Genomic DNA, 19,324 nt, shown 5'->3' on the forward strand with positions numbered 1-19,324 from the left:
CTCCGTCCGCGCCGAGCCCCGCACCCACGACCTCCCAGGCCCCCCAGGCCCCCCAGGCCCCCCAGGCCCCCGCCCCCATGGCGGCCGCGCCCCCCGCCGGCGGCCCCGACCCGCGCACCCTGTGGCCGAACATCCTCGAGGCGGTGAAGAACCGTCGCCGCTTCACCTGGATTTTGCTCAGCCAGAACGCCCAGGTTGCGGGGTTCGACGGGACGACCCTGCAGATCGGCTTCGTCAACGCGGGCGCCCGGGACAACTTCGCGAGCAGCGGCAGCGAGGACGTGCTGCGGCAGGCGCTGTCCGAGCAGTTCGGCGTGCAGTGGAAGGTCGAGGCGATCGTCGACCCGTCCGGCGGCTCCGCACCCCCGCCCGCCGCCGGGAACTTCGGAGGCAACTCCGGCGGGAACTTCGGCGGCGCCCCGACCGCCTCCCGCCCCGCCTACACGCCCCCGCAGCAGCAGACACCACCCCCGGCGGCACCGGCACCCCACTCCCCGCCCCCGCCCGCCCCGGAGGCCGCCCCGGCCCCCCGCCCTGCCGCGCCCCCCGCCCCTGCCCCGGAACACGTGTCCCCCGAGGACGACATCCCCGAGGACGACGACCCGGACCTGGTCGATTCGGCCCTCTCCGGTCACGACCTGATCGTCCGGGAACTGGGCGCGACGGTGGTCGACGAGTACCCGAACGAGTAGCTCGCGCAGGCGCTCGGACAGAGCGGGGCACGCGGCGGGCAGAGCGGGCCGCTCAGGGCGGGCAGAGCGGGCCGCTCAGGGCGGGCTGGAGGAACGTACAAAGAACTTCCCGGCCCACCCTGAGCGGCCCGTACAAACGCACCGCACCCCGCGGGCTAGGCTGACCACCGTGAAGGTCCTCGTCATCGGCAGTGGTGCCCGCGAACACGCCCTGTGCCGCTCTCTGTCCCTCGACCCCGACGTCTCCGAGCTGCACTGCGCCCCCGGCAACGCCGGCATCGCAGAGGTGGCCGAGCTGCACCGGGTCGACGCCCTCGACGGCGCCGCCGTGGCCGCGCTCGCCCAACAGCTCGGCGCCGGTCTCGTCGTCGTCGGCCCGGAGGCGCCCCTCGTCGCGGGCGTCGCCGACGCCGTGCGCGCGGCGGGCATCCCCTGCTTCGGGCCCTCCAAGGAGGCCGCGGAGCTGGAAGGCTCCAAGGCGTTCGCCAAGGACGTCATGGCGGGCGCGAGCGTGCCGACCGCCCGGTCTTACGTCTGCACGACCCCGGCGGAGATCGACGAGGCCCTCGACGCCTTCGGGGCGCCGTACGTCGTCAAGGACGACGGCCTGGCCGCGGGCAAGGGCGTCGTCGTCACCGACGACGTGGACGTGGCCCGTGCCCACGCCCTCGCCTGCGACCGCGTCGTCATCGAGGAGTTCCTCGACGGCCCCGAGGTCTCCCTCTTCGCGATCACCGACGGCGAGACCGTCGTCCCGCTCCAGCCCGCCCAGGACTTCAAGCGCGCGCTCGACGGCGACGAGGGCCCGAACACCGGCGGCATGGGCGCGTACTCGCCCCTCCCGTGGGCCGACCCGAAGCTCGTCGACGAGGTCATGCAGAGCGTGCTCCAGCCGACCGTGGACGAGCTGCGCCGCCGCGGCACCCCGTTCTCGGGGCTGCTGTACGCGGGCCTCGCGATCACGAGCCGCGGCGTGCGCGTCATCGAGTTCAACGCCCGCTTCGGCGACCCCGAGACGCAGGTCGTCCTCGCCCGTCTGCGGACCCCGCTCGCCGGGCTCCTGATGGCCGCGGCGACCGGCAACCTCGCCGATCTGCCCCCGCTGCGCTGGAGCGACGACGCCGCGGTGACCGTGGTCGTCGCCTCGTACAACTACCCCGGTACGCCGCGTACGGGTGACCCCATCGAGGGCCTGGCCGAGGTCGCGGCGCAGGACGCCCCCGACGCGTACGTGCTGCATGCGGGGACGAAGCGCGACGGCGACGCGGTCGTCAGCGCGGGCGGCCGCGTGCTGTCCGTGACGGCGACCGGCACCGGCCTCACCGAGGCGCGGGAGCGCGCGTACGCCGCGCTGTCCCGCATCCGCCTCGACGGTTCCCAGCACCGCACGGACATCGCGGCGAAGGCGGCCGCGGAGGCGACCGAGGAGGCGTGACCCGCCTCCTCCCGCCCGCGCACCCCGCGCATCCCGCCCGCGCATCCCGCCCGCGCATCCCGCCCGCGCCTCCCGCGCACCCCGCGTGACTTTCGGCCACTCGCGTCGCATCGGGCCCCGGATCTGACACTGGATCCGGGGCCCTTTTGGCATACAGCTTTAGCCAAAGCCATTCCATCGAGTGACCGGTCGCCCATCCGGCTGACGATGGCGGGCGCCCCAACTAGGGTGCGGCGAAAGCGTTCGAGGTGCCCAGAGCCAAACAGACCACCGGCATTGCGGTGTGGATGGCGGGTGCCACAGTGGGGGAGTGAGCAACACGAACGCCGTCGATGTGTGCCGCCGGCTCCGGCCGGCGGCCGAGCAGTAGGCAGCAGGGGGTGTCATCGGTCGTGTCAGGTACGGGTGTGGAGGTCGGCGCGCAGGCCGCGCGCTCCCGGGCCCTCGCCGTGCTGCGTCTGCGCAGCCGGGCGCTGGCCGTCGCCCTGCTGCCCGCGGCCGTCGCCGTCGTGCTGCTCGCGGGCGGGGCCACGGGCCATGTCAGCGGCGGGCGTTGGGACGTCATCCGCTGGGTCGTGACCGTCGTGGCCGTGCTCGTGCTGCTCGCCGCGGCCGGCGTCGGCCTGGTCGTCGCGCGGGCCAGGCCAGCCCTGAGCCCCACGGTGCCGATCACCGAGGAGTCCGCCCCCGACCTGTACCGCCTGGTGCGGGACCTCGCCGACCGGCTGGACGTGCCCGCGCCCTCGGCGATAGCGCTCACCCCCGACTGCGACAGCTGGCTGGAGGACCGCACCCACCCCGCCCACGGCCCGCCCGCGCGCGGCAGCCGGGACCGGGAAAGGGACCGTGCCTCGGCTGGCCAGCCTGCCCAGGCCGCCCAGGCCGCCTCGGCTGGCACCTCCCCGCACGCCTCCGCCCCGCACGCCTCCGCCCCGCAACGCCCGTCCTCCGTAGCCCCCGTGCTCGTCATCGGCTCCCCGTTCCTGTGGTGGATGCGGGTCGGTGAGCTGCGCGCGGTGCTCGCGCCCGTCGTGGCGGGCACGGGGCCCTCGGCGCACCCCGACATAGCCGCGGCGCGCCGCTTCGTGCGCGGGCTCGACGCGGCGGTCGCGGTCGCCGCGGCCCCGGGCCGCGACCCCTTCTCGCGCCTGGTGCTGGCCGGTGTCGGCCGGATCGCCCGGCTCCTCCTGCGCCACTGCCGGGTGCACGCCGCCGAGATGGAGCGCGGCGTCGCCGCGGCCGCCGCCGAGCGCGCCCAGGCCGTGGACTACGGAGTGCGGATCGTCGCGCAGGAACAGGTCGGCCTCGCGTACGCGGGATGGGACCGCCTCCTCACGCGCGTCGCGCTGCCCGCCTGGCGCATGGGCCGCTGGCCCTCCCGGCTCGACGCGGGCGTGGTCTCCGCGCTCACCGAGCTGTCCCGCAGGGACCGCCTGGCGGAGGGCTTCGCCTCACGCCTGGGCGAGCGTCCCGCCTGTGACCTCCTGGAGGAGCCGGGATCGGTGGACGAGGCGGCGTCGCTGCTGGCCGCCCGCCTCTTCCACGGCGGGCCCGCGGAGCCGGGGCCGGACTGGGCGCCGGTGGCCTGGCAGGAGTATCCGGACGAGGTCGTCGACCGGAAATGGCGCATGGACGCCGCCCGGCTGCACCGCGTCCTGGACTCCCTGGGCGTCAGCCACTCCGCGGACCCGACGACCCCGGACCCCGACGGGCCGACCCTCGGACGCGTACTCGAACACCTGACGACGGCTGCCCCGAGCGTTACGGAGAGTGACGGATCGGGGGGGCCGGGCTCGGCGTCGGACAGCGCCCCGCCGCACCGGCTCGCACCCGACGCCCCCGAGCGCGCCGCCACCCTCTTCCCCGCCGAGGAGGAGGCCGACGAGCAGAGCCGTGGCGGCATGCTCGCCGCGGGCCTCACCGCCGAGCTCGCCCGCGAGGAGGCCGCCGCGCCGCCCCGCCCCGCCCCCACGGGCCAGGGCCCGGACGAGGCCCTCTGGGACGACGGCGCGCTGCCGCTCTTCCCGCTCCAGCCGCCGCGCACGGGCCGTGAGCTCCTCGCCGACCACGTCACGGCCATGGTGTGCTGCGCCGCGGTGGACACCGCGGGTGCCGCGCCGGGCCTCGACTGGCTCGACGGCCCGGCCCTGATGGTCGACGGAGAGCGCGCGGCGGACCTCGCGCCACGTGTCCTGAGCCTCGTCGAGGACGGCGACCCGTCTCCGCTGCGGGACTGGCTCACGCGCCTGGGCATCCGCCCGGAGAAACCGGTCCGCCTGGTCTGACCGACCGGGCCGCGCCGAGCGAGCCGCCACCCCACCGCGCGAGCCGCCACCCCGTCACGCGCATCCGCCACCCCGCCACCACCCCGCCCCCGCCTCGCGCGGAGCATCACGCTCCGTTCACATAAATTCGCGACGAACGGTGACGGGGTGCGTGCGTAATGTGATGTGCTGGGAGCGGCCGCCGGACCATATGCACCAAGCGGCGCCGCAGGCTCGGGGGAGCGAGGGAGGGGCACAGATGAGGTCGGAGCCGATCCGCCGCTGGGAATCGGGCGCGCTCGCGCACGCCGTGTCGGATCCTTTCGGCCAGGGCCCGCTGCCCTGGCTGCGCGGATCCGAGCACTATTTCGACGACACGGGCCAGGTCGTGCCCTGGTACGTCGATCATGCCCCGGCCCCCGGCGCGGCGAACATCCCGGAGCCCCGTACCGGCGGCCCGCTCACCGCCGACGACGTGCACCGCCAGATCAAGGGCTTCACCTCCACCGGCGCCGCCGCCCCGGGCGAGGCGATCGACTTCCACGTCACCGTCGACCCGCCCCAGCAGTTCAGCGTCGACATATACCGCATCGGGCACTACGGAGGAGACGGGGCATCGAAGATCACCACCAGCCCCCGCCTCTCCGGCATCGTCCAGCCGGCCCCGCTGACCGCGGACCGCACGGTCTCCTGCCACCACTGGTGGCTCTCCTGGCGTCTGCAGATCCCGAGTTACTGGAGCGTCGGGGCGTACGTGGCGGTGCTGACCACCGCCGACGGGTACCGCTCGCACGTCCCCTTCACGGTCCGCGACGACCACCCCGCCGACCTCCTGCTGCTCCTGCCGGACATCACCTGGCAGGCGTACAACCTCTACCCCGAGGACGGCCGCACGGGCGCCAGTCTCTACCACGCGTGGGACGAGCAGGGCATTCTCCTCGGCGAGAGCGAGGCCGCGGTGACGGTCTCCTTCGACCGGCCGTACGCGGGCGCAGGGCTGCCCCTGCACGTGGGCCACGCCTACGACTTCATCCGCTGGGCCGAGCGGTACGGGTACGACCTGGCGTACGCCGACGCCCGCGACCTGCACGCGGGCCGCATCGACCCCACCCGGTACCGGGGCCTGGTCTTCCCCGGCCACGACGAGTACTGGTCGCCGAGCATGCGCCGCACCACGGAGCTGGCCCGCGAGCACGGCACCTCCCTGGTCTTCCTCTCCGCCAACACCATGTACTGGCAGGTGGAGCTGGGCCCGTCCGCGTCCGGTGTCGAGGACCGCCTCCTCACCTGCCGCAAGCGCCGCGGCCCCGGCAGGCCCGCCCTCTGGCGCGAGCGGGACGGCGGCAAGACGCCCGAGCAGCAGCTGCTCGGCATCCAGTACGCGGGCCGCGTCCCCGAGCCGCATCCCCTCGTCGTCCGCAACGCCGACCACTGGCTGTGGGAGGCCACCGGGGCGCACGAGGGCGACGAGATCGACGGCCTGGTCGCGGGCGAGGCCGACCGCTACTTCCCACGGACGGCGCTCCCCGAGCACCAGGGCCGCATCCTGCTCGCCCACTCCCCGTACGAGGACACCGAGGGCGTCACCCGCCACCAGGAGTCGTCGCTCTACCGCGCCCCGTCCGGCGCCCTGGTCTTCGCGTCCGGCACCTTCGCCTGGTCCCCGGCCCTCGACCGACCCGGCCACGTGGACACCCGCATCCAGCGCGCCACGGCCAATCTCCTGGACCGCATCTGCAAGCGCGACTGACTCCGCCGGCGTATCCGTACGGCCCCGCCGCCAGGCGCGGCGGAACCCCGCCGGTGCACGCCACCGCACAGCCCCGCTCGACCCTTGGCCAAAACCGCGCCTCCCATACGGGAGAATCGACCTCACTTGGCCAGAACCACGGGAGGGAACCGTGTCCGGATTCGTAGAAAAGCCCGAGCCTCTTGAGGTGCCGGGCCTGGTCCACCTCCACACCGGCAAGGTGCGCGAGCTGTACCAGAACGAGGCGGGCGAGCTCGTCATGGTCGCCAGCGACCGCATGTCCGCCTATGACTGGGTGCTGCCATCGGAGATCCCCGACAAGGGCCGCGTCCTCACCCAGCTCTCCCTGTGGTGGTTCGACCAGCTCGCGGACCTCGTGCCGAACCACGTCGTCTCCACTGACCTGCCGGCGGGCGCGCCCGCCGATTGGGAGGGCCGCACCCTCGTCTGCAAGTCCCTGCGGATGGTCCCGGTCGAGTGCGTCGCCCGCGGCTATCTGACGGGCTCGGGCCTCCTGGAGTACAACGACTCCCGCACCGTCTGCGGCCTCGCCCTGCCCGAGGGCCTGGTCGACGGCTCGGAGCTGCCCGCGCCGATCTTCACGCCCGCGGCGAAGGCCGCGGTCGGCGAGCACGACGAGAACGTGTCGTACGAGGAGGTCGCCCGCCAGGTCGGCGCGGACACCGCGGCGCGGCTGCGCCAGACGACCCTCGCCGTCTACGGCCGGGCGCGGGACATCGCGCGCGACCGCGGCCTGATCCTCGCCGACACGAAGTTCGAGTTCGGCTTCGACGAGGAGACGCTGATCCTCGCCGACGAGGTCCTGACCCCGGACTCCTCGCGCTTGTGGCCCGCGGACCAGTGGGAGCCGGGCCGCGCCCAGCCGTCGTACGACAAGCAGTTCGTGCGGAACTGGCTGACCTCGCCGGACTCGGGCTGGGACCGCAAGAGCGAGCAGCCGCCGCCGGCGCTGCCGCAGGACGTGGTGGACGCCACACGCGCCAAGTACATCGAGGCGTACGAGCGGCTGACCGGAACGCCCTGGTAGCCCCGGCAACGCGGAAGGCCCCGCTCCGAGGAGCGGGGCCTTCTCTCTGAGCGGACGACCAGGTTCGAACTGGCGACCTCAACCTTGGCAAGGTTGCGCTCTACCAACTGAGCTACGTCCGCGTTGCGCCGAAGCGCGAGGACAACTATACCCAACCTCGCTCGCGTGCGAGACGCACCGCGGCATGCCGGTTCTCCGCCCCCATCTTGGTGGCCGCCGAGGAGAGGTAGTTGCGGACGGTCCCCTGGGACAGTGCGGCGCGCTCGGCGATCTCCGCGACGGGTGCCCCGTCGGCGGCGAGTTCGAGCACCTCGGCCTCGCGGGCCGTCAGTGGCGAGTCCCCGGCGGAGATCGCGTCGGCCGCCAACTCCGGGTCCACGTAGCGGTTTCCGGAGTGCACGGTGCGGATGATCTCGGCGAGCCGCTGGGCGCTCACGGTCTTCGGCACGAAGCCGCGCACCCCCACCGCGAGGGCCCGCTTGAGATGTCCCGGTCTGCCATGGCTCGTCACGATCATGGTCCGGCACTGCGGGAGTTCGTCCCGCAGGGATGTGGCCACACTCACACCGTCGGCGCCCGGCATCTGCAGATCGAGCACGGCGACGTCGGGACGGTGGGCCCGCGCCATGGCGAGTGCCTCGGGCCCGGTCGCGGCCTCGGCGACCACGACGAGGTCGTCCTCGAGGGCGAGCAGCGCGGCGAGCGCCCCTCGGATGAGGTGCTCGTCGTCGGCGAGCAGTACGCGCAGGCTCACGCGGCCACCCCTCGATCCTGATTCCGGTTCCGATCCTGATTCCGGTCCCGATCCTGATTCCGGTCCCGGTCCCGGTCCCGGTCCCGGTCATGATCCTGATTCCGATCCCGGTCCCGGTCCCGCCGCTCCCCGGGCACGGGGCCGTCCGAAGGCGGCAGCGGGATTTCCACGGTGAGCCGGAACAGATCCTCGCCGGACGCGAAGTCCAGCACCCCGTCCACCGCGGCCAGCCGCTCCCGCAGCCCCGCGAGACCGGACCCCCGCCCTTCGGGCGCGACCTCCGGCGCTCCGTCGTTCTCCACCACCAATGTCGCCCGCCCCTCGTCCACCGCCAGCGTGATGTCGCAGCGTCCCGCGTCACCGTGCCGCAGCACATTCGTCGCCGCCTCCCGCACGACCCACCCGAGAGCCGACTGCACCGAGGCGGGCAGCGTCGCCGCGGACCCGGTCACCCGGCACACGATCCCGGCCGCCTCCAACACGCCCTGGGCCCCGGCGAGTTCCACCGCGAGGTCGACCTCGCGGTATCCCCGTACGACTTCGCGCACCTCCCGCTGCGACTCGTGCGCGATCCGCTGCACCTCGACCATCTGGTCCACCGCCTCGGGCCGTCCCCTGCGGGCGAGCTGCACCGCGAGTTCGCTCTTGAGCGCGATGACGGCGAGGTTGCGCCCCATCACGTCGTGCAGGTCACGGCCGAACCGCAGCCGCTCCTCGGCGACCGCGAGCCGCGCCTCGACCTCGCGGGCCCGGTCGCCCTCCCACATCACGGAGAGCGTCCAGGCGCCGCAGCGCGTGGAGACCAGCGCCAGGACGCCGGCGAAGGCGATGAGGCCGCCGACCGCGGCGAGCTCCCCGCCGCGGACTCCGCCGGCCGCGAAGGCGGCCACGGCCACGGCGTCGACCAGCGCCACCCGGGCCAGGAACCCCCGGATGGGCACGGAGAAGGCGAGCGCCTGGGCGAACGGCATCATCATGTACAGGGTCGTGAAGCCCAGCATTCCGTTGCGCACACCGTCCACGGCCTGGAGGCCGACGGCGAGTCCCAGGGTGCCGCCCATGAGGGCGGCGGCCACGGCGAGGTCGCGGCGCGGCAGGGGCGCCCGCCGGAGGTAGTGGTCGATCGACCGGCGCAGTGTGCGGTTGGCGTGCACGCACTGCGCGGCCGCCAGCGCGATCAGCGACCAGCCGAGGAGCTGTGCGGCGAGCTGTGGGCGCAGGCTCAGGCCGAGCGGCACCGAGAGCCAGCTGAGGAAGAAGATCCACGGCATGGCGTGCCACATGGCGATGCTCTGGAGCTCGACCCTCTCGATCTTGCTGCGGCCGTGCCAGTCACGCTGCCAGGCCCGCATGCGGTCGATCACGGTGGCTCCTCCCTCAGTGCCGGGGTTCCCAGCGGAACCATCGCCGTACAGCAAACACCGCGAGTACGGTCCAGGCCACCGCGGTGGCGGCGGCGCCCAGCGCGTCCCCGGCCGAGAGGTTGCCGGCCCAGCCGCCGCGGATCAGCTCGACGACCGGGGAGAGCGGGAGCAGCTCGCAGACCGAGGCCACCTTGTCGGGCATGACCTCCAGCGGGATGAAGAGGCCGGAGCCGATCATCGACACGAAGATCAGCGGCATGCTCATGACCTGCGCGGACTCGGTGGTCCTGCTGAAGCTTCCGGTGACGGCGGCCAGCGCGGAGAACATCACGAGCCCCACGGCGACGCCGAGCACGACGAGGTGCGGCGCGCTCGGCGCCCCGGCGTCGAGGAGCACCGCGCAGCCCACGGAGAGCACGAGGCACTGCACGACCCCGATGAGGACCGACGGCAGCGCGGCGCCCGCGAGGATCTCGGGGTCCCGGAGTTCGCCGGTGCGCAGCCGCTTGAGCACGAGCTCCTCGCGTCGGGCGGCGTAGACGGCGGTCAGTGCGGAGTACACGGCGAACAGCAGGGAGAAGCCGAGGGCGCTGGGCAGGACCACGGTGCCGACGTCGAGCCCGGTGCCCTTCAGGTCCATGCCTTCGGCCGCCTGCCGCATGCTGAACGGGATCACCAACGGCACGAACAGCGCCGCGAACAGCATCGCCTTGTTCCGCCCGAACAGCGTCATCTCGGCGCGCGCCAGCGCCTGCATCCGGCCCGCCGGGGTCGTCTCGGTCGCCGTGCTCATACCGACATCTCCTTGCCCCCGAGGCGCCGCTCGGCGGCCTCGCTCGTTCCGCTCTGCGCGTTCCGCGCGATCCGCAGGAACGCCTCCTCCAGCGTGGCCGCGCGCACGTCAAGGGCGGTCAGCTCGACCCGTGCGTCGCGGGCCCACAACAGCAGCCCGGTGGCGGCCCGTTGCAGTTCTTCGGTGCGCAGCCGGACGCGGCGGCCGTCCGTCTCGTGCCCGGTCACGCCGAGTCCGGCGAGCGGCGGCAGGTCGCCCACGAAGTACCCGGCGGGCAGTTCGAAGGAGATGTGGGAGGGCTGCTCGGCCACCACGTCGGCGACGCTTCCCTCGGCGGCGATCCGGCCCTCGTGGAGGATCGCGAGGCGGTCGGCGAGCTCCTCGGCCTCTTCCAGGTAGTGGGTGGTGAGCAGCACGGTCGTGCCGTTGTCGCGCAGGTCCCGCACCAACTTCCAGGTCTCGCGCCGCCCTTCGGCGTCGAGTCCGGTGGTGGGTTCGTCGAGGAAGAGCACCTCGGGCCGCCCGAGGAGCGCCATGGCCAGGTCGAGGCGCCGCTTCTCGCCGCCGGAGAGCTGTTTCACGCGGACCCGGGACCGCTTGGCGAGCCCGACGAGCTCCAGGGCCTCGCCGACGGGCCGGGCACCGCTGGTGCACCCCGCCCACATCCGCGCGGTCTCGACGACGGTCAACTCCGCGGGGAAGCCGCCCTCCTGGAGCATGACGCCGATCCGCGGGCGCACCGCGTTCCGCTCGGTGTACGGGTCGTGCCCGAGCACCCGCACCCGTCCGGCGGCCGGTGCCGCGAGCCCTTCGAGGAGTTCGACGGTGGACGTCTTGCCGGCGCCGTTGGTGCCGAGCAGCGCGAAGAGCTCGCCGCGTCCCACGGTGAAGGAGATGCCCCGTACCGCCTCGAAATCTCCCCCGTACACGCGCCGCAGGTCGGTCACGTCGATCACTTGGTCAGTCATGATTCGAGCGTCTCCCGGCCGGGGAGCCTTCGGCAGTGCGCGCTGTCACCGGCCCGCATGACAAATGTCAGAAGCGGCGCATCGCCACCGGGGACACGAAGAAGGCCCCGGTCGCATGACCGGGGCCTTCTCACATGGAGCGAACGACGAGGTTCGAACTCGCGACCTCAACCTTGGCAAGGTTGCGCTCTACCAACTGAGCTACGTTCGCATTGCCTCCGATCGGCTCTCACCGACCGGCGCGGCACCAGCTTACCGCAACCGGAGGACCGGTCCGTAAGCGGTGCAGAGCGGGTGACAGGAATTGCACACTGCGCCTTCCCCCTGGAAGGGGGATGTTCTACTACTGAACTACACCCGCAAGACTCCGTGAGGTTCGGCCCTGCGGCCTCGCCCCTCGGCGTGCTCCAGACTTTAGCTGACCGGGAGGGGTGCTGCGCAAGTCGGTTGCCGCGAGGGGCTCCGGGCGGCGTCGGGCCGGGAGTCAGTTGGCCGCTTCGAAGGCCTCGTAGACCTTCTTCGGGATGCGGCCGCGGGGCGGGACGTCCATCTGGTGCGAGCGCGCCCAGGCGCGCACCGCCGACGGATCGGGGGAGACCGCGGTGTGCCGGAAGGCGATGCCGGACCTCGACTGCTTGCGGGCGGCCTCCAGATACGGCGCAAGTGCCGTGCGCAGTTTCTTGGCATTGGTTTGATTGAGGTCGATCTCGTACGACTTGCCGTCAAGACCGAACGCGACCGTTTCCGCCGCTTCCCCGCCGTCGATGTCGTCAAAGAGAGTGACCACGACACGTTGCGCCACGAATATCGGTCCCTTCGCGCGGCTCTACCGCGTTGACATGCGGTGATGCCGACTGCACGGATGTTTTGGGCAAAGTATCGACTATTGCCATTTCCTTTGTACAGTGCCCGGCATTGCATTGCAGCAATGACGATGCGTGATCTTTCTGGATTCATCGTGAAGGTTCTCGGTTCGCAACCTGTTCAGACACCGGAACGTGACCCGCATCTCGTAGGTTGCTACGAATCTACGCGAGTAGAAATTTTGTGCCGGTAGTCTGAAGGGACCTGCTCAGCGCCTCGCAAGCAGCACACGCCAGCACCACACACCGGGAGTGCCAGTGGCACGCGTCGTAGTCGACGTCATGCTCAAGCCGGAGATCCTCGACCCCCAGGGCCAGGCGGTGCAGCGTGCACTGCCGCGCCTCGGTTTCCAGGGCATCTCCGACGTACGTCAGGGAAAGCGCTTCGAACTCGAGGTGGACGGGCCCGTCGACGACGCCGCCCTCGCCCGTATCCACGAGTTGGCGGAAACCTTCCTCGCCAACACCGTGATCGAGGACTTCGTCGTAAAGGTCGAAGAGGCCCAGAAGACGCAGAAGGCCGAGGAGGCCGCGAAGTGACTGCTCGAATTGGAGTCGTCACTTTCCCGGGAACCCTCGACGACCGCGACACCCAGCGCGCCGTCCGCGTGGCGGGCGCCGAAGCCGTGCCGCTGTGGCACAAGGACAAGGACCTCAAGCAGGTCGACGCCGTGGTGCTGCCCGGCGGCTTCTCCTACGGCGACTATCTGCGGGCCGGCGCCATCTCGCGTTTCTCCCCGGTGATGGAGTCCGTCATCGAGCAGGCGAAGGCCGGAATGCCGGTCCTCGGCATCTGCAACGGCTTCCAGGTGCTCACCGAGACGCACCTCCTGCCGGGCGCGATGCTGCGCAACAACCACCTGCACTTCATCTGCCGCGACCAGAAGCTGCGCGTGGAGACGGACAGGACCGCCTGGACCGCCGACTACACCCCCGGCCAGGAGATCTCGATCCCGCTCAAGAACATCGACGGGCAGTACGTCGCCGACGAGCGGACGCTGGACATGCTGGAGGCCGAGGGCCGCGTCGCCTTCCGCTACCTCGACATGAACCCCAACGGCTCGCTCCGTGACATCGCCGGCATCACCAACGAGGCGGGCAACGTCGTCGGCCTCATGCCGCACCCCGAGCACGCCGTGGAGCCGCTGGTCGGGACCGGCCGCACCGACGGCCTCGGATTCTTCACCTCGATCCTGAAGAAGCTGGTCAACGCATGACTCTGGACACCGTCAAGCACGCAGCCGACACTCCCGACGTCAAGCTGCCCTGGGCCGAACTGGGCCTGAAGGAAGACGAGTACGAGCGCGTCCGCGAGATCCTCGGCCGCCGCCCGACCGGCGCCGAACTCGCCATGTACTCGGTGATGTGGTCCGAGCACTGCTCGTACAAGAGCAGCAAGGTCCACCTGCGCCAGTTCGGCGAGAAGGTCCCCGAGAACGACGCCATGCTCGTCGGCATCGGTGAGAACGCCGGCGTCGTCGACGTCGGCCAGGGCTACGCGGTCACCTTCAAGGTCGAGTCCCACAACCACCCGTCGTACGTCGAGCCCTACCAGGGCGCGGCCACCGGCGTCGGCGGCATCGTCCGCGACATCATCGCGATGGGCGCGCGGCCGGTCGCGGTCGTGGACCCGCTGCGCATGGGCGACGCGAACCACCCCGACACCAAGCGCGTGCTCCCCGGAGTCGTCGCGGGCATCGGCGGCTACGGCAACTGCCTGGGCCTGCCGAACATCGGCGGCGAGCTCGTCTTCGACGCCTGCTACCAGGGCAACCCGCTGGTCAACGCCGGTGCCATCGGCGTGATGCGGCACGAGGACATTCACCTCGCGAAGGCGTCCGGGCCCGGCAACAAGGTCATCCTGTACGGCGCCCGCACGGGCGGCGACGGCATCGGCGGCGCCTCGATTCTCGCGAGTGAGACCTTCGACGACAGCAAGCCGTCGAAGCGCCCCGCCGTCCAGGTCGGCGACCCCTTCCAGGAGAAGCTCCTCATCGAGTGCACCCTGGAGGCCTTCGCCGAGAAGCTCGTCGTGGGCATCCAGGACCTCGGCGCCGCCGGACTCTCCTGCGCCACGAGCGAGTTGGCGTCCAACGGCTCCGGCGGTATGCGCGTCGAGCTCGACGACGTGCCGCTGCGCGACTCCACGCTCACTCCCGAGGAGATCCTCATGAGTGAGTCGCAGGAACGCATGTGCGCCGTCGTGGAGCCCGGCAAGGTCGACCGCTTCCTGGAGATCTGCGAGAAGTGGGACGTCATCGCCACCGTCGTGGGTGAAGTCACCGACGGCGACCGCCTGGAGATCTTCTGGCACGGCGAGAAGATCGTCGACGTCGACCCGCGCACGGTCGCGCACGACGGCCCGGTCTACGAGCGTCCGTACGCCCGTCCCTCCTGGCAGGACGCCCTCCAGGCCGACGACGCGAACAAGCTGGCCCGCCCGGCGAACGCGGACGAACTGCGCGAGCAGGTCCTCAAGCTGGTCGCCGCCCCGAACCAGGCCGCGAAGTCCTGGGTCACCGACCAGTACGACCGCTTCGTGCAGGGCAACACCGTGCTCGCGCAGCCCGAGGACTCCGGGATGATCCGGATCAACGAGGAGACGGGCCTCGGCGTCGCCATCGCCACCGACGGCAACGGCCGGTTCGCGAAGCTCGACCCGTACACGGGCGCGCAGCTCGCCCTCGCCGAGTCGTACCGCAACGTCGCCGCTTCGGGCGCCAAGCCGCTCGCGATCTCGGACTGCCTGAACTTCGGTTCGCCCGAGGACCCGGACGTCATGTGGCAGTTCGCCGAGGCCATCCGCGGCCTCGCGGACGGCTGCCTGGAGCTCGGCACCCCGGTCACCGGCGGCAACGTCTCGCTGTACAACCAGACCGGCGAGGCGGCGATCCACCCGACGCCGGTCGTCGCCGTCCTCGGTGTGATCGACGACGTCGCGCGCCGCACGCCGATCGCCTTCGAGGAAGAGGGCCAGCTCCTCTACCTGCTGGGCGAGACGCGCGAGGAGTTCGGCGGTTCGGCCTGGTCGCAGGTGGTCCACGGGCACCTCGGCGGACTGCCGCCCAAGGTCGACCTGGCGCGCGAGAAGCTGCTCGGCGACATCCTCATCTCCGCCTCGCGCGACGGCATGATCGACGCCGCGCACGACCTGTCGGACGGCGGTCTCGTGCAGGCCGTCACCGAGTCCTGCCTGCGCGGCGGACGCGGTGCCCGGCTCGTCGTGCCGGACGGTCTGGACGCGTTCACCTTCCTCTTCTCCGAGTCGGCGGGGCGCGCGGTCGTCTCCGTCCCGCGGAGCGAGGAGCTGCGCTTCACCGACATGTGCGGGGCGCGGGGTCTGCCCGTCACGCGCATCGGTGTCGTCGACGGTGACGCCGTCGACGTGCAGGGCGAGTTCACGCTGCCGCTGAGCGAGCTGCGCGAGGCCCACGAGGGGACTCTTCCGGGGCTCTTCGCCTGATCCACCTTCGCTGACAGCCCCCGTCCGGACCCGGTCCGGACGGGGGCTTCGGCGTTTCCGGCCCGAGCCGGTTCCCGGGGGCGCCAGTGGGTTGCCAGTAATTACGTAACTACGTAAGCTCGTAATCGTGGATCTTGAAGAGCGCGTCGCCGAGCTCGAACGGCGCATGGCGGAACTGGAGAGCGCGGGCCCGGCAGCGCCTCCCGTGGGCGAGGGCGATTTCTGGGCCCTCGACGCACTGAAGGCGCGGCACCCGGTGACGGAGGACGCGGACGGCGCCGTCCTGTTCACCGGCTCGGTGCGGGTGCCGACGGGACACCGGTACGACTGGCAGTACGGCCTGCTCACCGAGACGGTGTTCGAGGGCGACTGGTCGGAGGCCGCCGAGTCGTTCGCCGCCCTCGGCAATCCCGTGCGGCTGCGGCTGCTGCGGGAGATCCTCGGCGGCCTGCGCACCGCCGCCGAGCTGGCCGCGCTCGACGACGTCGGCACGACCGGCCAGATCTACCACCACCTGCGCCAGCTGACCGGCACGGGCTGGCTGCACAGCACGGAGCGCGGTCGCTACGAGGTCCCCGCCGGGCGGGTGGTGCCGCTGCTCGTGGTGCTCACGGCCGCGCGCCCGGTGACCTGACCGGTCTTTCGGTATGGATGTCCGTACGTACGAGGGGGAGTTATGTCCATAGGCCTGCGCAAGTCAGCCGCGGTGCTCCATCGGATGCTGTGGGTCGTGTTCTTCGCCCAGTTCGTCGTCAGGCTCTTCACGGACCTGCCGTACGACTACTGGCTGAGCTGGCTGCCCGCGCTCGCCGCGATCGCCATCAGCACGACGCTGTCCCGCTCCGCGCGCCGGCGGATCGAGGCGGAACCCCCGGCCCCGGTCGAGGTCGAGCCCCCGGTCACCGGCCGCTGGTCCGCGCTCAACAGCCCCGCCGACAAGGTGCCGAGCCACGGCACGCACCACCTGGGGCAGACGTACGCCATCGACATCGCGGCCGAGCCGGAGGAGGGGCCCGCGCGCCCCAAGCCCGTCTGGTTCTGGCCCATTGCCCGGCCCGGCAAGGCCTACCCCGCCTTCGGGGAGCCGCTGCACGCCGTGGCCGACGCCACCGTCGTGCACGCCGAGGACGGCCAGCGCGACCACCTCAGCCGCAGCTCCCTCGCCGGGGTCCTGTACTTCTGGCTGTTCGAGGGCGTCGGCAGGACGCTCGGCGGCACCCGCCGCGTCGTCGGCAACCACGTCGTCCTCGATCTCGGCGGGGGCACGTACGCGATGTACGCCCACGTCCAGCGGGGTTCGCTCGCCGTCCGGACGGGGGACGGGGTCGTCGCGGGGCAGCTGATCGGGCGCTGCGGGAACTCCGGCAACTCCACCGAGCCGCACGTCCACTTCCAGCTGATGGACGGGCCCGACCTGGACACGGCACGGGGTGTGCCGTTCAGCTGGCGCGGGGTCGGGGTGCCCCGCAACCGCGAGACGTTCACCGTGCGGGAAGAAGCCACCCCGGTACCGTGACCTGCATGACTGAGGAGCTGGGGCTGCGCGCGCGCAAGAAGCGGCAGACCGCCGCGCGGATCTGGCAGGTCGCCGTGGACCTCTGCTCCGAGCGGGGCTTCGACCACGTCTCCGTGGCGGAGATCGCCGAGGCGGCCGACGTGTCGAAGATGACCGTCTTCAACTACTTCGGCACCAAAGAGGGCGTGCTCGTCGGCCCGATGGAGGAGCACGCGGGAGACCCGGCCCGCGCGGTGCGCGAGCGGCGGCCCGGCGAGTCCGCGGTCGCCGCGGCGCGCCGCCAGTTCCTGGAGCAGATCCCCGGACACGACCCGTCGATCGGCCTCAGCGGCGACCCGCGCACCCTCAAGGTGCGCCAGCTCATCAAGGAGACACCGACGCTCGCGCACCGGGTGGTGATCTTCCACATGCGTAGCGTCCAGCTCCTCGCGGACGCCCTCGCCGAGGAGACCGGCGACATGCTCCTCGCGCGGGTCGCCGCCGCCCAGCTGATCGGCGCCCGGAACGCGCTCATCATGGAGAACCACGAGCGAACCCTCGCCGGCGACCCGATCGACGAGATCGCGAAGGACTGCGCCGAGGCCGCCGAGCGCGCCTTCGATCTGGTGGAAAAGGGACTTCAGGGGTACCCCGAAAGCGCTTAGGCTCGGCACCATGCCACCGGCCAAGAAGCGCACGCGTTCGTACGACTCCGCCAAGATCCGCACCGCGGTCCTCGCCCAGTTCGGCAACGTACGGGACGCGGCGCGCACCCTCACGCCCGAGCAACTCGCCCGCCCGACCCGGCTCGGTGACTGGACCGTGCACGAACTGGCCGCCCACCTCGCGATGGTCCTCGGCACCGTCCACCGCTACCTGGGCATGCCGGAACCGGAGAAGCACGAAGTGCCGCTCATGGACTGGCCGTTCGCCACCGTCACGGCGGCCGCCCAGGTCGACGAGGACACCCGCGCCATCGCCGAGAGCGCCGGCGCCGGCCTCGACGACCTGTTCACACGCACGCTCACCGGCATCGAGGAGTCCCTGGCCGCCGCGTCCGACGACCGCCTGGTGCCCTCCCGCTTCGGCGCCATGACCCTCGGCGACTTCCTGGTCACCCGGACCGTCGAACTCACCGTCCACACGGACGACTTGAACGACGCGGTGCCGGAACTCGACGTACCGTACGACCGCCAGGCGCTGGCCGCCTGTGCCCGGCTGCTCGCGGACGCCCTCGCGGTGAAGGCGCCGGGCGCCTCGACCGAGGTGCGGATTCCGCCCTACGCGGTCGTGCAGTGCGTGGAGGGCCCCCGGCACACCCGGGGCACCCCGCCCAACGTCGTCGAGGCCGACCCGCTCACCTGGATCCGCCTCGCGACCGGCCGCACGGACTGGGCCACGGCGCTGGGCGCGGCGCAGGTCAGCGCGAGCGGTGAGCGGGCGGATCTGTCGGGGCTGCTCCCGATCATGGGCTGACCCGCGCCGGGGCGCCGGATGGAACCGACTCCCCCACTTGTCCCGTCACATCGTCATGCACACGCAGCGACTGACCCTCACCCTGACCGCGCTGGCCTCCGCCGGGCTGCTGCTCACCGCATGCGGCACCGAGTCGGGGGCCGGCTCCGAAGGCGACTCCGGCGGCCGTTCCGTGGAGAGCTCCGCGGAGAGCGGGGAGGCTCTCACCGGCGTCCGCTGGACCGTCGAGAGCCTCACCCTGGGCGGCAAGAAGCACGACGCGCCGGGCGACGCCTACCTCAAGATCGGTAAGGACGGGCGGGCCGGCGGCAGCTTCGGCTGCAACTCGGTCGGCGCCGACGTGACGATCAAGGGCGGGACCGTGGAGTTCGGGCAGCCCCTGACGACGAAGCGGGCCTGCACGGACGGCGGCCGCATGACGTTCGAGAAGAACGCCCTGCGCGCCCTCGGCAAGGAGAAGTTCACCGCGAAGGTCACCGGCGACCGCATGACCCTCACCACCGCCAAGGGAGACCGCGTGGCCTTCAGCTCGCAGCCCGCCGAGCCCGACGCCCCGCTCACCGGCACCAAGTGGAAGGTCGACGCCGTCGGCGACGCCCGGACCACCGCGTCCCTGCCGAAGGACGTGGCCGACAAGGTCCACCTGACCTTCGGCGAGGACGGCAAGGTCCGCGGCAACCTCGGCTGCAACTCCGTCACCGCCAACGCCGAGGCGAAGGACGGCCGCATCACCTTCGGCGCCCCCGCCACCACCCGGAAGATGTGCCCGGGCGAGGCGATGACCACGGAACGCAAGCTCCTGAAGCTCTTCGACGGCACGGCACGCTACGAGGTGGCGCGGGACACCCTGAAGATCACCGCCGCCGACGGCACCGTGATCAGGGCGAACGCGGACCAGGCGGGCCACGCGGACCAGAAGGACACCGAGAAGCCGGCGAAGTAGTCGCACGGCGCCCGGG

17 protein-coding genes, 3 tRNA genes and 1 pseudogene are annotated in these 19,324 nt (G+C 72.0%); 13 read left to right on the plus strand and 8 right to left on the minus strand.

The features are described from left to right. From AB0N81_RS37595 to AB0N81_RS37615, 5 genes and pseudogenes are all read left to right on the plus strand, one after another. Positions 1–692, plus strand: a pseudogene (locus AB0N81_RS37595) (DNA polymerase III subunit gamma and tau); the annotation flags it as partial. A 169-nt stretch (positions 693–861) separates the two neighbouring features. Next, positions 862–2,127 (plus strand): phosphoribosylamine--glycine ligase, encoded by a 1,266-nt coding sequence (gene purD / locus AB0N81_RS37600; RefSeq protein WP_365366614.1) that lies wholly within the window; start codon positions 862–864, stop codon positions 2,125–2,127. A gap of 392 nt (positions 2,128–2,519) precedes the next feature. After that, positions 2,520–4,412, plus strand: a complete 1,893-nt coding sequence (locus AB0N81_RS37605; protein WP_365366617.1) for a hypothetical protein — start codon at positions 2,520–2,522, stop codon at positions 4,410–4,412. 238 nt (positions 4,413–4,650) lie between these two features. After that, on the plus strand, positions 4,651–6,141 hold the full coding sequence (locus tag AB0N81_RS37610; protein ID WP_365366619.1) for a N,N-dimethylformamidase beta subunit family domain-containing protein: 1,491 nt from the start codon (positions 4,651–4,653) through the stop codon (positions 6,139–6,141). Between the two features lie 151 nt (positions 6,142–6,292). Then, complete coding sequence (locus AB0N81_RS37615; protein ID WP_365366621.1) at positions 6,293–7,189, plus strand: phosphoribosylaminoimidazolesuccinocarboxamide synthase; 897 nt, start codon at positions 6,293–6,295, stop codon at positions 7,187–7,189. Between the two features lie 49 nt (positions 7,190–7,238). On the opposite strand, the gene AB0N81_RS37620 is transcribed toward AB0N81_RS37615, so the two are convergent. From AB0N81_RS37620 to AB0N81_RS37655, 8 genes are all read right to left on the minus strand, one after another. Further along, a tRNA-Gly gene (locus AB0N81_RS37620) sits at positions 7,239–7,311 on the minus strand. 23 nt (positions 7,312–7,334) lie between these two features. Next, complete coding sequence (locus AB0N81_RS37625; protein WP_365366623.1) at positions 7,335–7,943, minus strand: response regulator transcription factor; 609 nt, start codon at positions 7,941–7,943, stop codon at positions 7,335–7,337. After that, positions 7,940–9,307 carry a histidine kinase gene (locus tag AB0N81_RS37630; RefSeq protein WP_365366625.1) on the minus strand — a complete coding sequence of 456 codons (1,368 nt, stop codon included), beginning with the start codon at positions 9,305–9,307 and terminating at the stop codon, positions 7,940–7,942. Before AB0N81_RS37630 ends, AB0N81_RS37625 begins: the two co-directional genes overlap by 4 nt. Before the next feature lie 13 nt (positions 9,308–9,320). Then, entirely contained in the window at positions 9,321–10,100 is a 780-nt protein-coding gene (locus AB0N81_RS37635; RefSeq protein WP_365366627.1) for an ABC transporter permease, read from the minus strand. Then, positions 10,097–11,068 (minus strand): ABC transporter ATP-binding protein, encoded by a 972-nt coding sequence (locus AB0N81_RS37640; protein WP_365366629.1) that lies wholly within the window; start codon positions 11,066–11,068, stop codon positions 10,097–10,099. Before AB0N81_RS37640 ends, AB0N81_RS37635 begins: the two co-directional genes overlap by 4 nt. Positions 11,069–11,203: 135 nt before the next feature. Next, a tRNA-Gly gene (locus tag AB0N81_RS37645) sits at positions 11,204–11,279 on the minus strand. 78 nt (positions 11,280–11,357) lie between these two features. Beyond that, positions 11,358–11,429: transfer RNA gene (locus tag AB0N81_RS37650), tRNA-Gly, on the minus strand. A 123-nt stretch (positions 11,430–11,552) separates the two neighbouring features. Further along, positions 11,553–11,870, minus strand: a complete 318-nt coding sequence (locus AB0N81_RS37655; protein WP_365366631.1) for an Lsr2 family protein — start codon at positions 11,868–11,870, stop codon at positions 11,553–11,555. Between the two features lie 319 nt (positions 11,871–12,189). Between AB0N81_RS37655 and purS the strand changes: the two genes are divergently transcribed. The 8 genes from purS to AB0N81_RS37695 all read left to right on the plus strand — a co-directional run bounded on the left by purS (position 12,190) and on the right by AB0N81_RS37695 (position 19,308). Beyond that, positions 12,190–12,471: a phosphoribosylformylglycinamidine synthase subunit PurS gene (purS, locus tag AB0N81_RS37660; protein WP_365366633.1), complete on the plus strand. Its 282-nt coding sequence runs from the start codon at positions 12,190–12,192 to the stop codon at positions 12,469–12,471. Beyond that, the gene (purQ, locus tag AB0N81_RS37665; RefSeq protein ID WP_365366635.1) at positions 12,468–13,148 is read left to right on the plus strand and encodes a phosphoribosylformylglycinamidine synthase subunit PurQ; all 681 of its coding nucleotides are present in this window, start codon (positions 12,468–12,470) and stop codon (positions 13,146–13,148) included. The genes purS and purQ overlap by 4 nt, the downstream gene beginning before the upstream one ends. Beyond that, positions 13,145–15,394: a phosphoribosylformylglycinamidine synthase subunit PurL gene (purL, locus tag AB0N81_RS37670; RefSeq protein WP_365366637.1), complete on the plus strand. Its 2,250-nt coding sequence runs from the start codon at positions 13,145–13,147 to the stop codon at positions 15,392–15,394. The genes purQ and purL overlap by 4 nt, the downstream gene beginning before the upstream one ends. A 127-nt stretch (positions 15,395–15,521) precedes the next feature. Continuing rightward, the gene (locus AB0N81_RS37675; protein WP_365366639.1) at positions 15,522–16,028 is read left to right on the plus strand and encodes a helix-turn-helix domain-containing protein; all 507 of its coding nucleotides are present in this window, start codon (positions 15,522–15,524) and stop codon (positions 16,026–16,028) included. A 42-nt stretch (positions 16,029–16,070) separates the two neighbouring features. Further along, on the plus strand, positions 16,071–16,910 hold the full coding sequence (locus AB0N81_RS37680; RefSeq protein WP_365366641.1) for a M23 family metallopeptidase: 840 nt from the start codon (positions 16,071–16,073) through the stop codon (positions 16,908–16,910). A 5-nt stretch (positions 16,911–16,915) separates the two neighbouring features. Next, entirely contained in the window at positions 16,916–17,554 is a 639-nt protein-coding gene (locus tag AB0N81_RS37685; RefSeq protein ID WP_365366643.1) for a TetR/AcrR family transcriptional regulator, read from the plus strand. A 10-nt stretch (positions 17,555–17,564) separates the two neighbouring features. Continuing rightward, positions 17,565–18,365 (plus strand): sterol carrier family protein, encoded by an 801-nt coding sequence (locus AB0N81_RS37690; RefSeq protein WP_365366645.1) that lies wholly within the window; start codon positions 17,565–17,567, stop codon positions 18,363–18,365. Positions 18,366–18,420: 55 nt separating this feature from the next. Next, entirely contained in the window at positions 18,421–19,308 is an 888-nt protein-coding gene (locus tag AB0N81_RS37695) for an META domain-containing protein (RefSeq protein ID WP_365366647.1), read from the plus strand. The last annotated feature ends 16 nt before the right edge of the window (positions 19,309–19,324 follow it).

The organism is Streptomyces sp. NPDC093510 (assembly GCF_040683555.1).
GTDB lineage: Bacteria > Actinomycetota > Actinomycetes > Streptomycetales > Streptomycetaceae > Streptomyces.

Bases quoted from the DNA above. Each gene is read 5' to 3' on its own strand.
- AB0N81_RS37640 (WP_365366629.1), bottom strand. From the start codon at position 11,068: ATGACTGACCAAGTGATCGACGTGACCGACCTGCGGCGCGTGTACGGG.
- AB0N81_RS37690 (WP_365366645.1), top strand. From the start codon at position 17,565: ATGCCACCGGCCAAGAAGCGCACGCGTTCGTACGACTCCGCCAAGATC.
- AB0N81_RS37635 (WP_365366627.1), bottom strand. From the start codon at position 10,100: ATGAGCACGGCGACCGAGACGACCCCGGCGGGCCGGATGCAGGCGCTG.
- AB0N81_RS37610 (WP_365366619.1), top strand. From the start codon at position 4,651: ATGAGGTCGGAGCCGATCCGCCGCTGGGAATCGGGCGCGCTCGCGCAC.
- AB0N81_RS37695 (WP_365366647.1), top strand. From the start codon at position 18,421: ATGCACACGCAGCGACTGACCCTCACCCTGACCGCGCTGGCCTCCGCC.
- purL (WP_365366637.1), top strand. From the start codon at position 13,145: ATGACTCTGGACACCGTCAAGCACGCAGCCGACACTCCCGACGTCAAG.
- AB0N81_RS37680 (WP_365366641.1), top strand. From the start codon at position 16,071: ATGTCCATAGGCCTGCGCAAGTCAGCCGCGGTGCTCCATCGGATGCTG.
- AB0N81_RS37685 (WP_365366643.1), top strand. From the start codon at position 16,916: ATGACTGAGGAGCTGGGGCTGCGCGCGCGCAAGAAGCGGCAGACCGCC.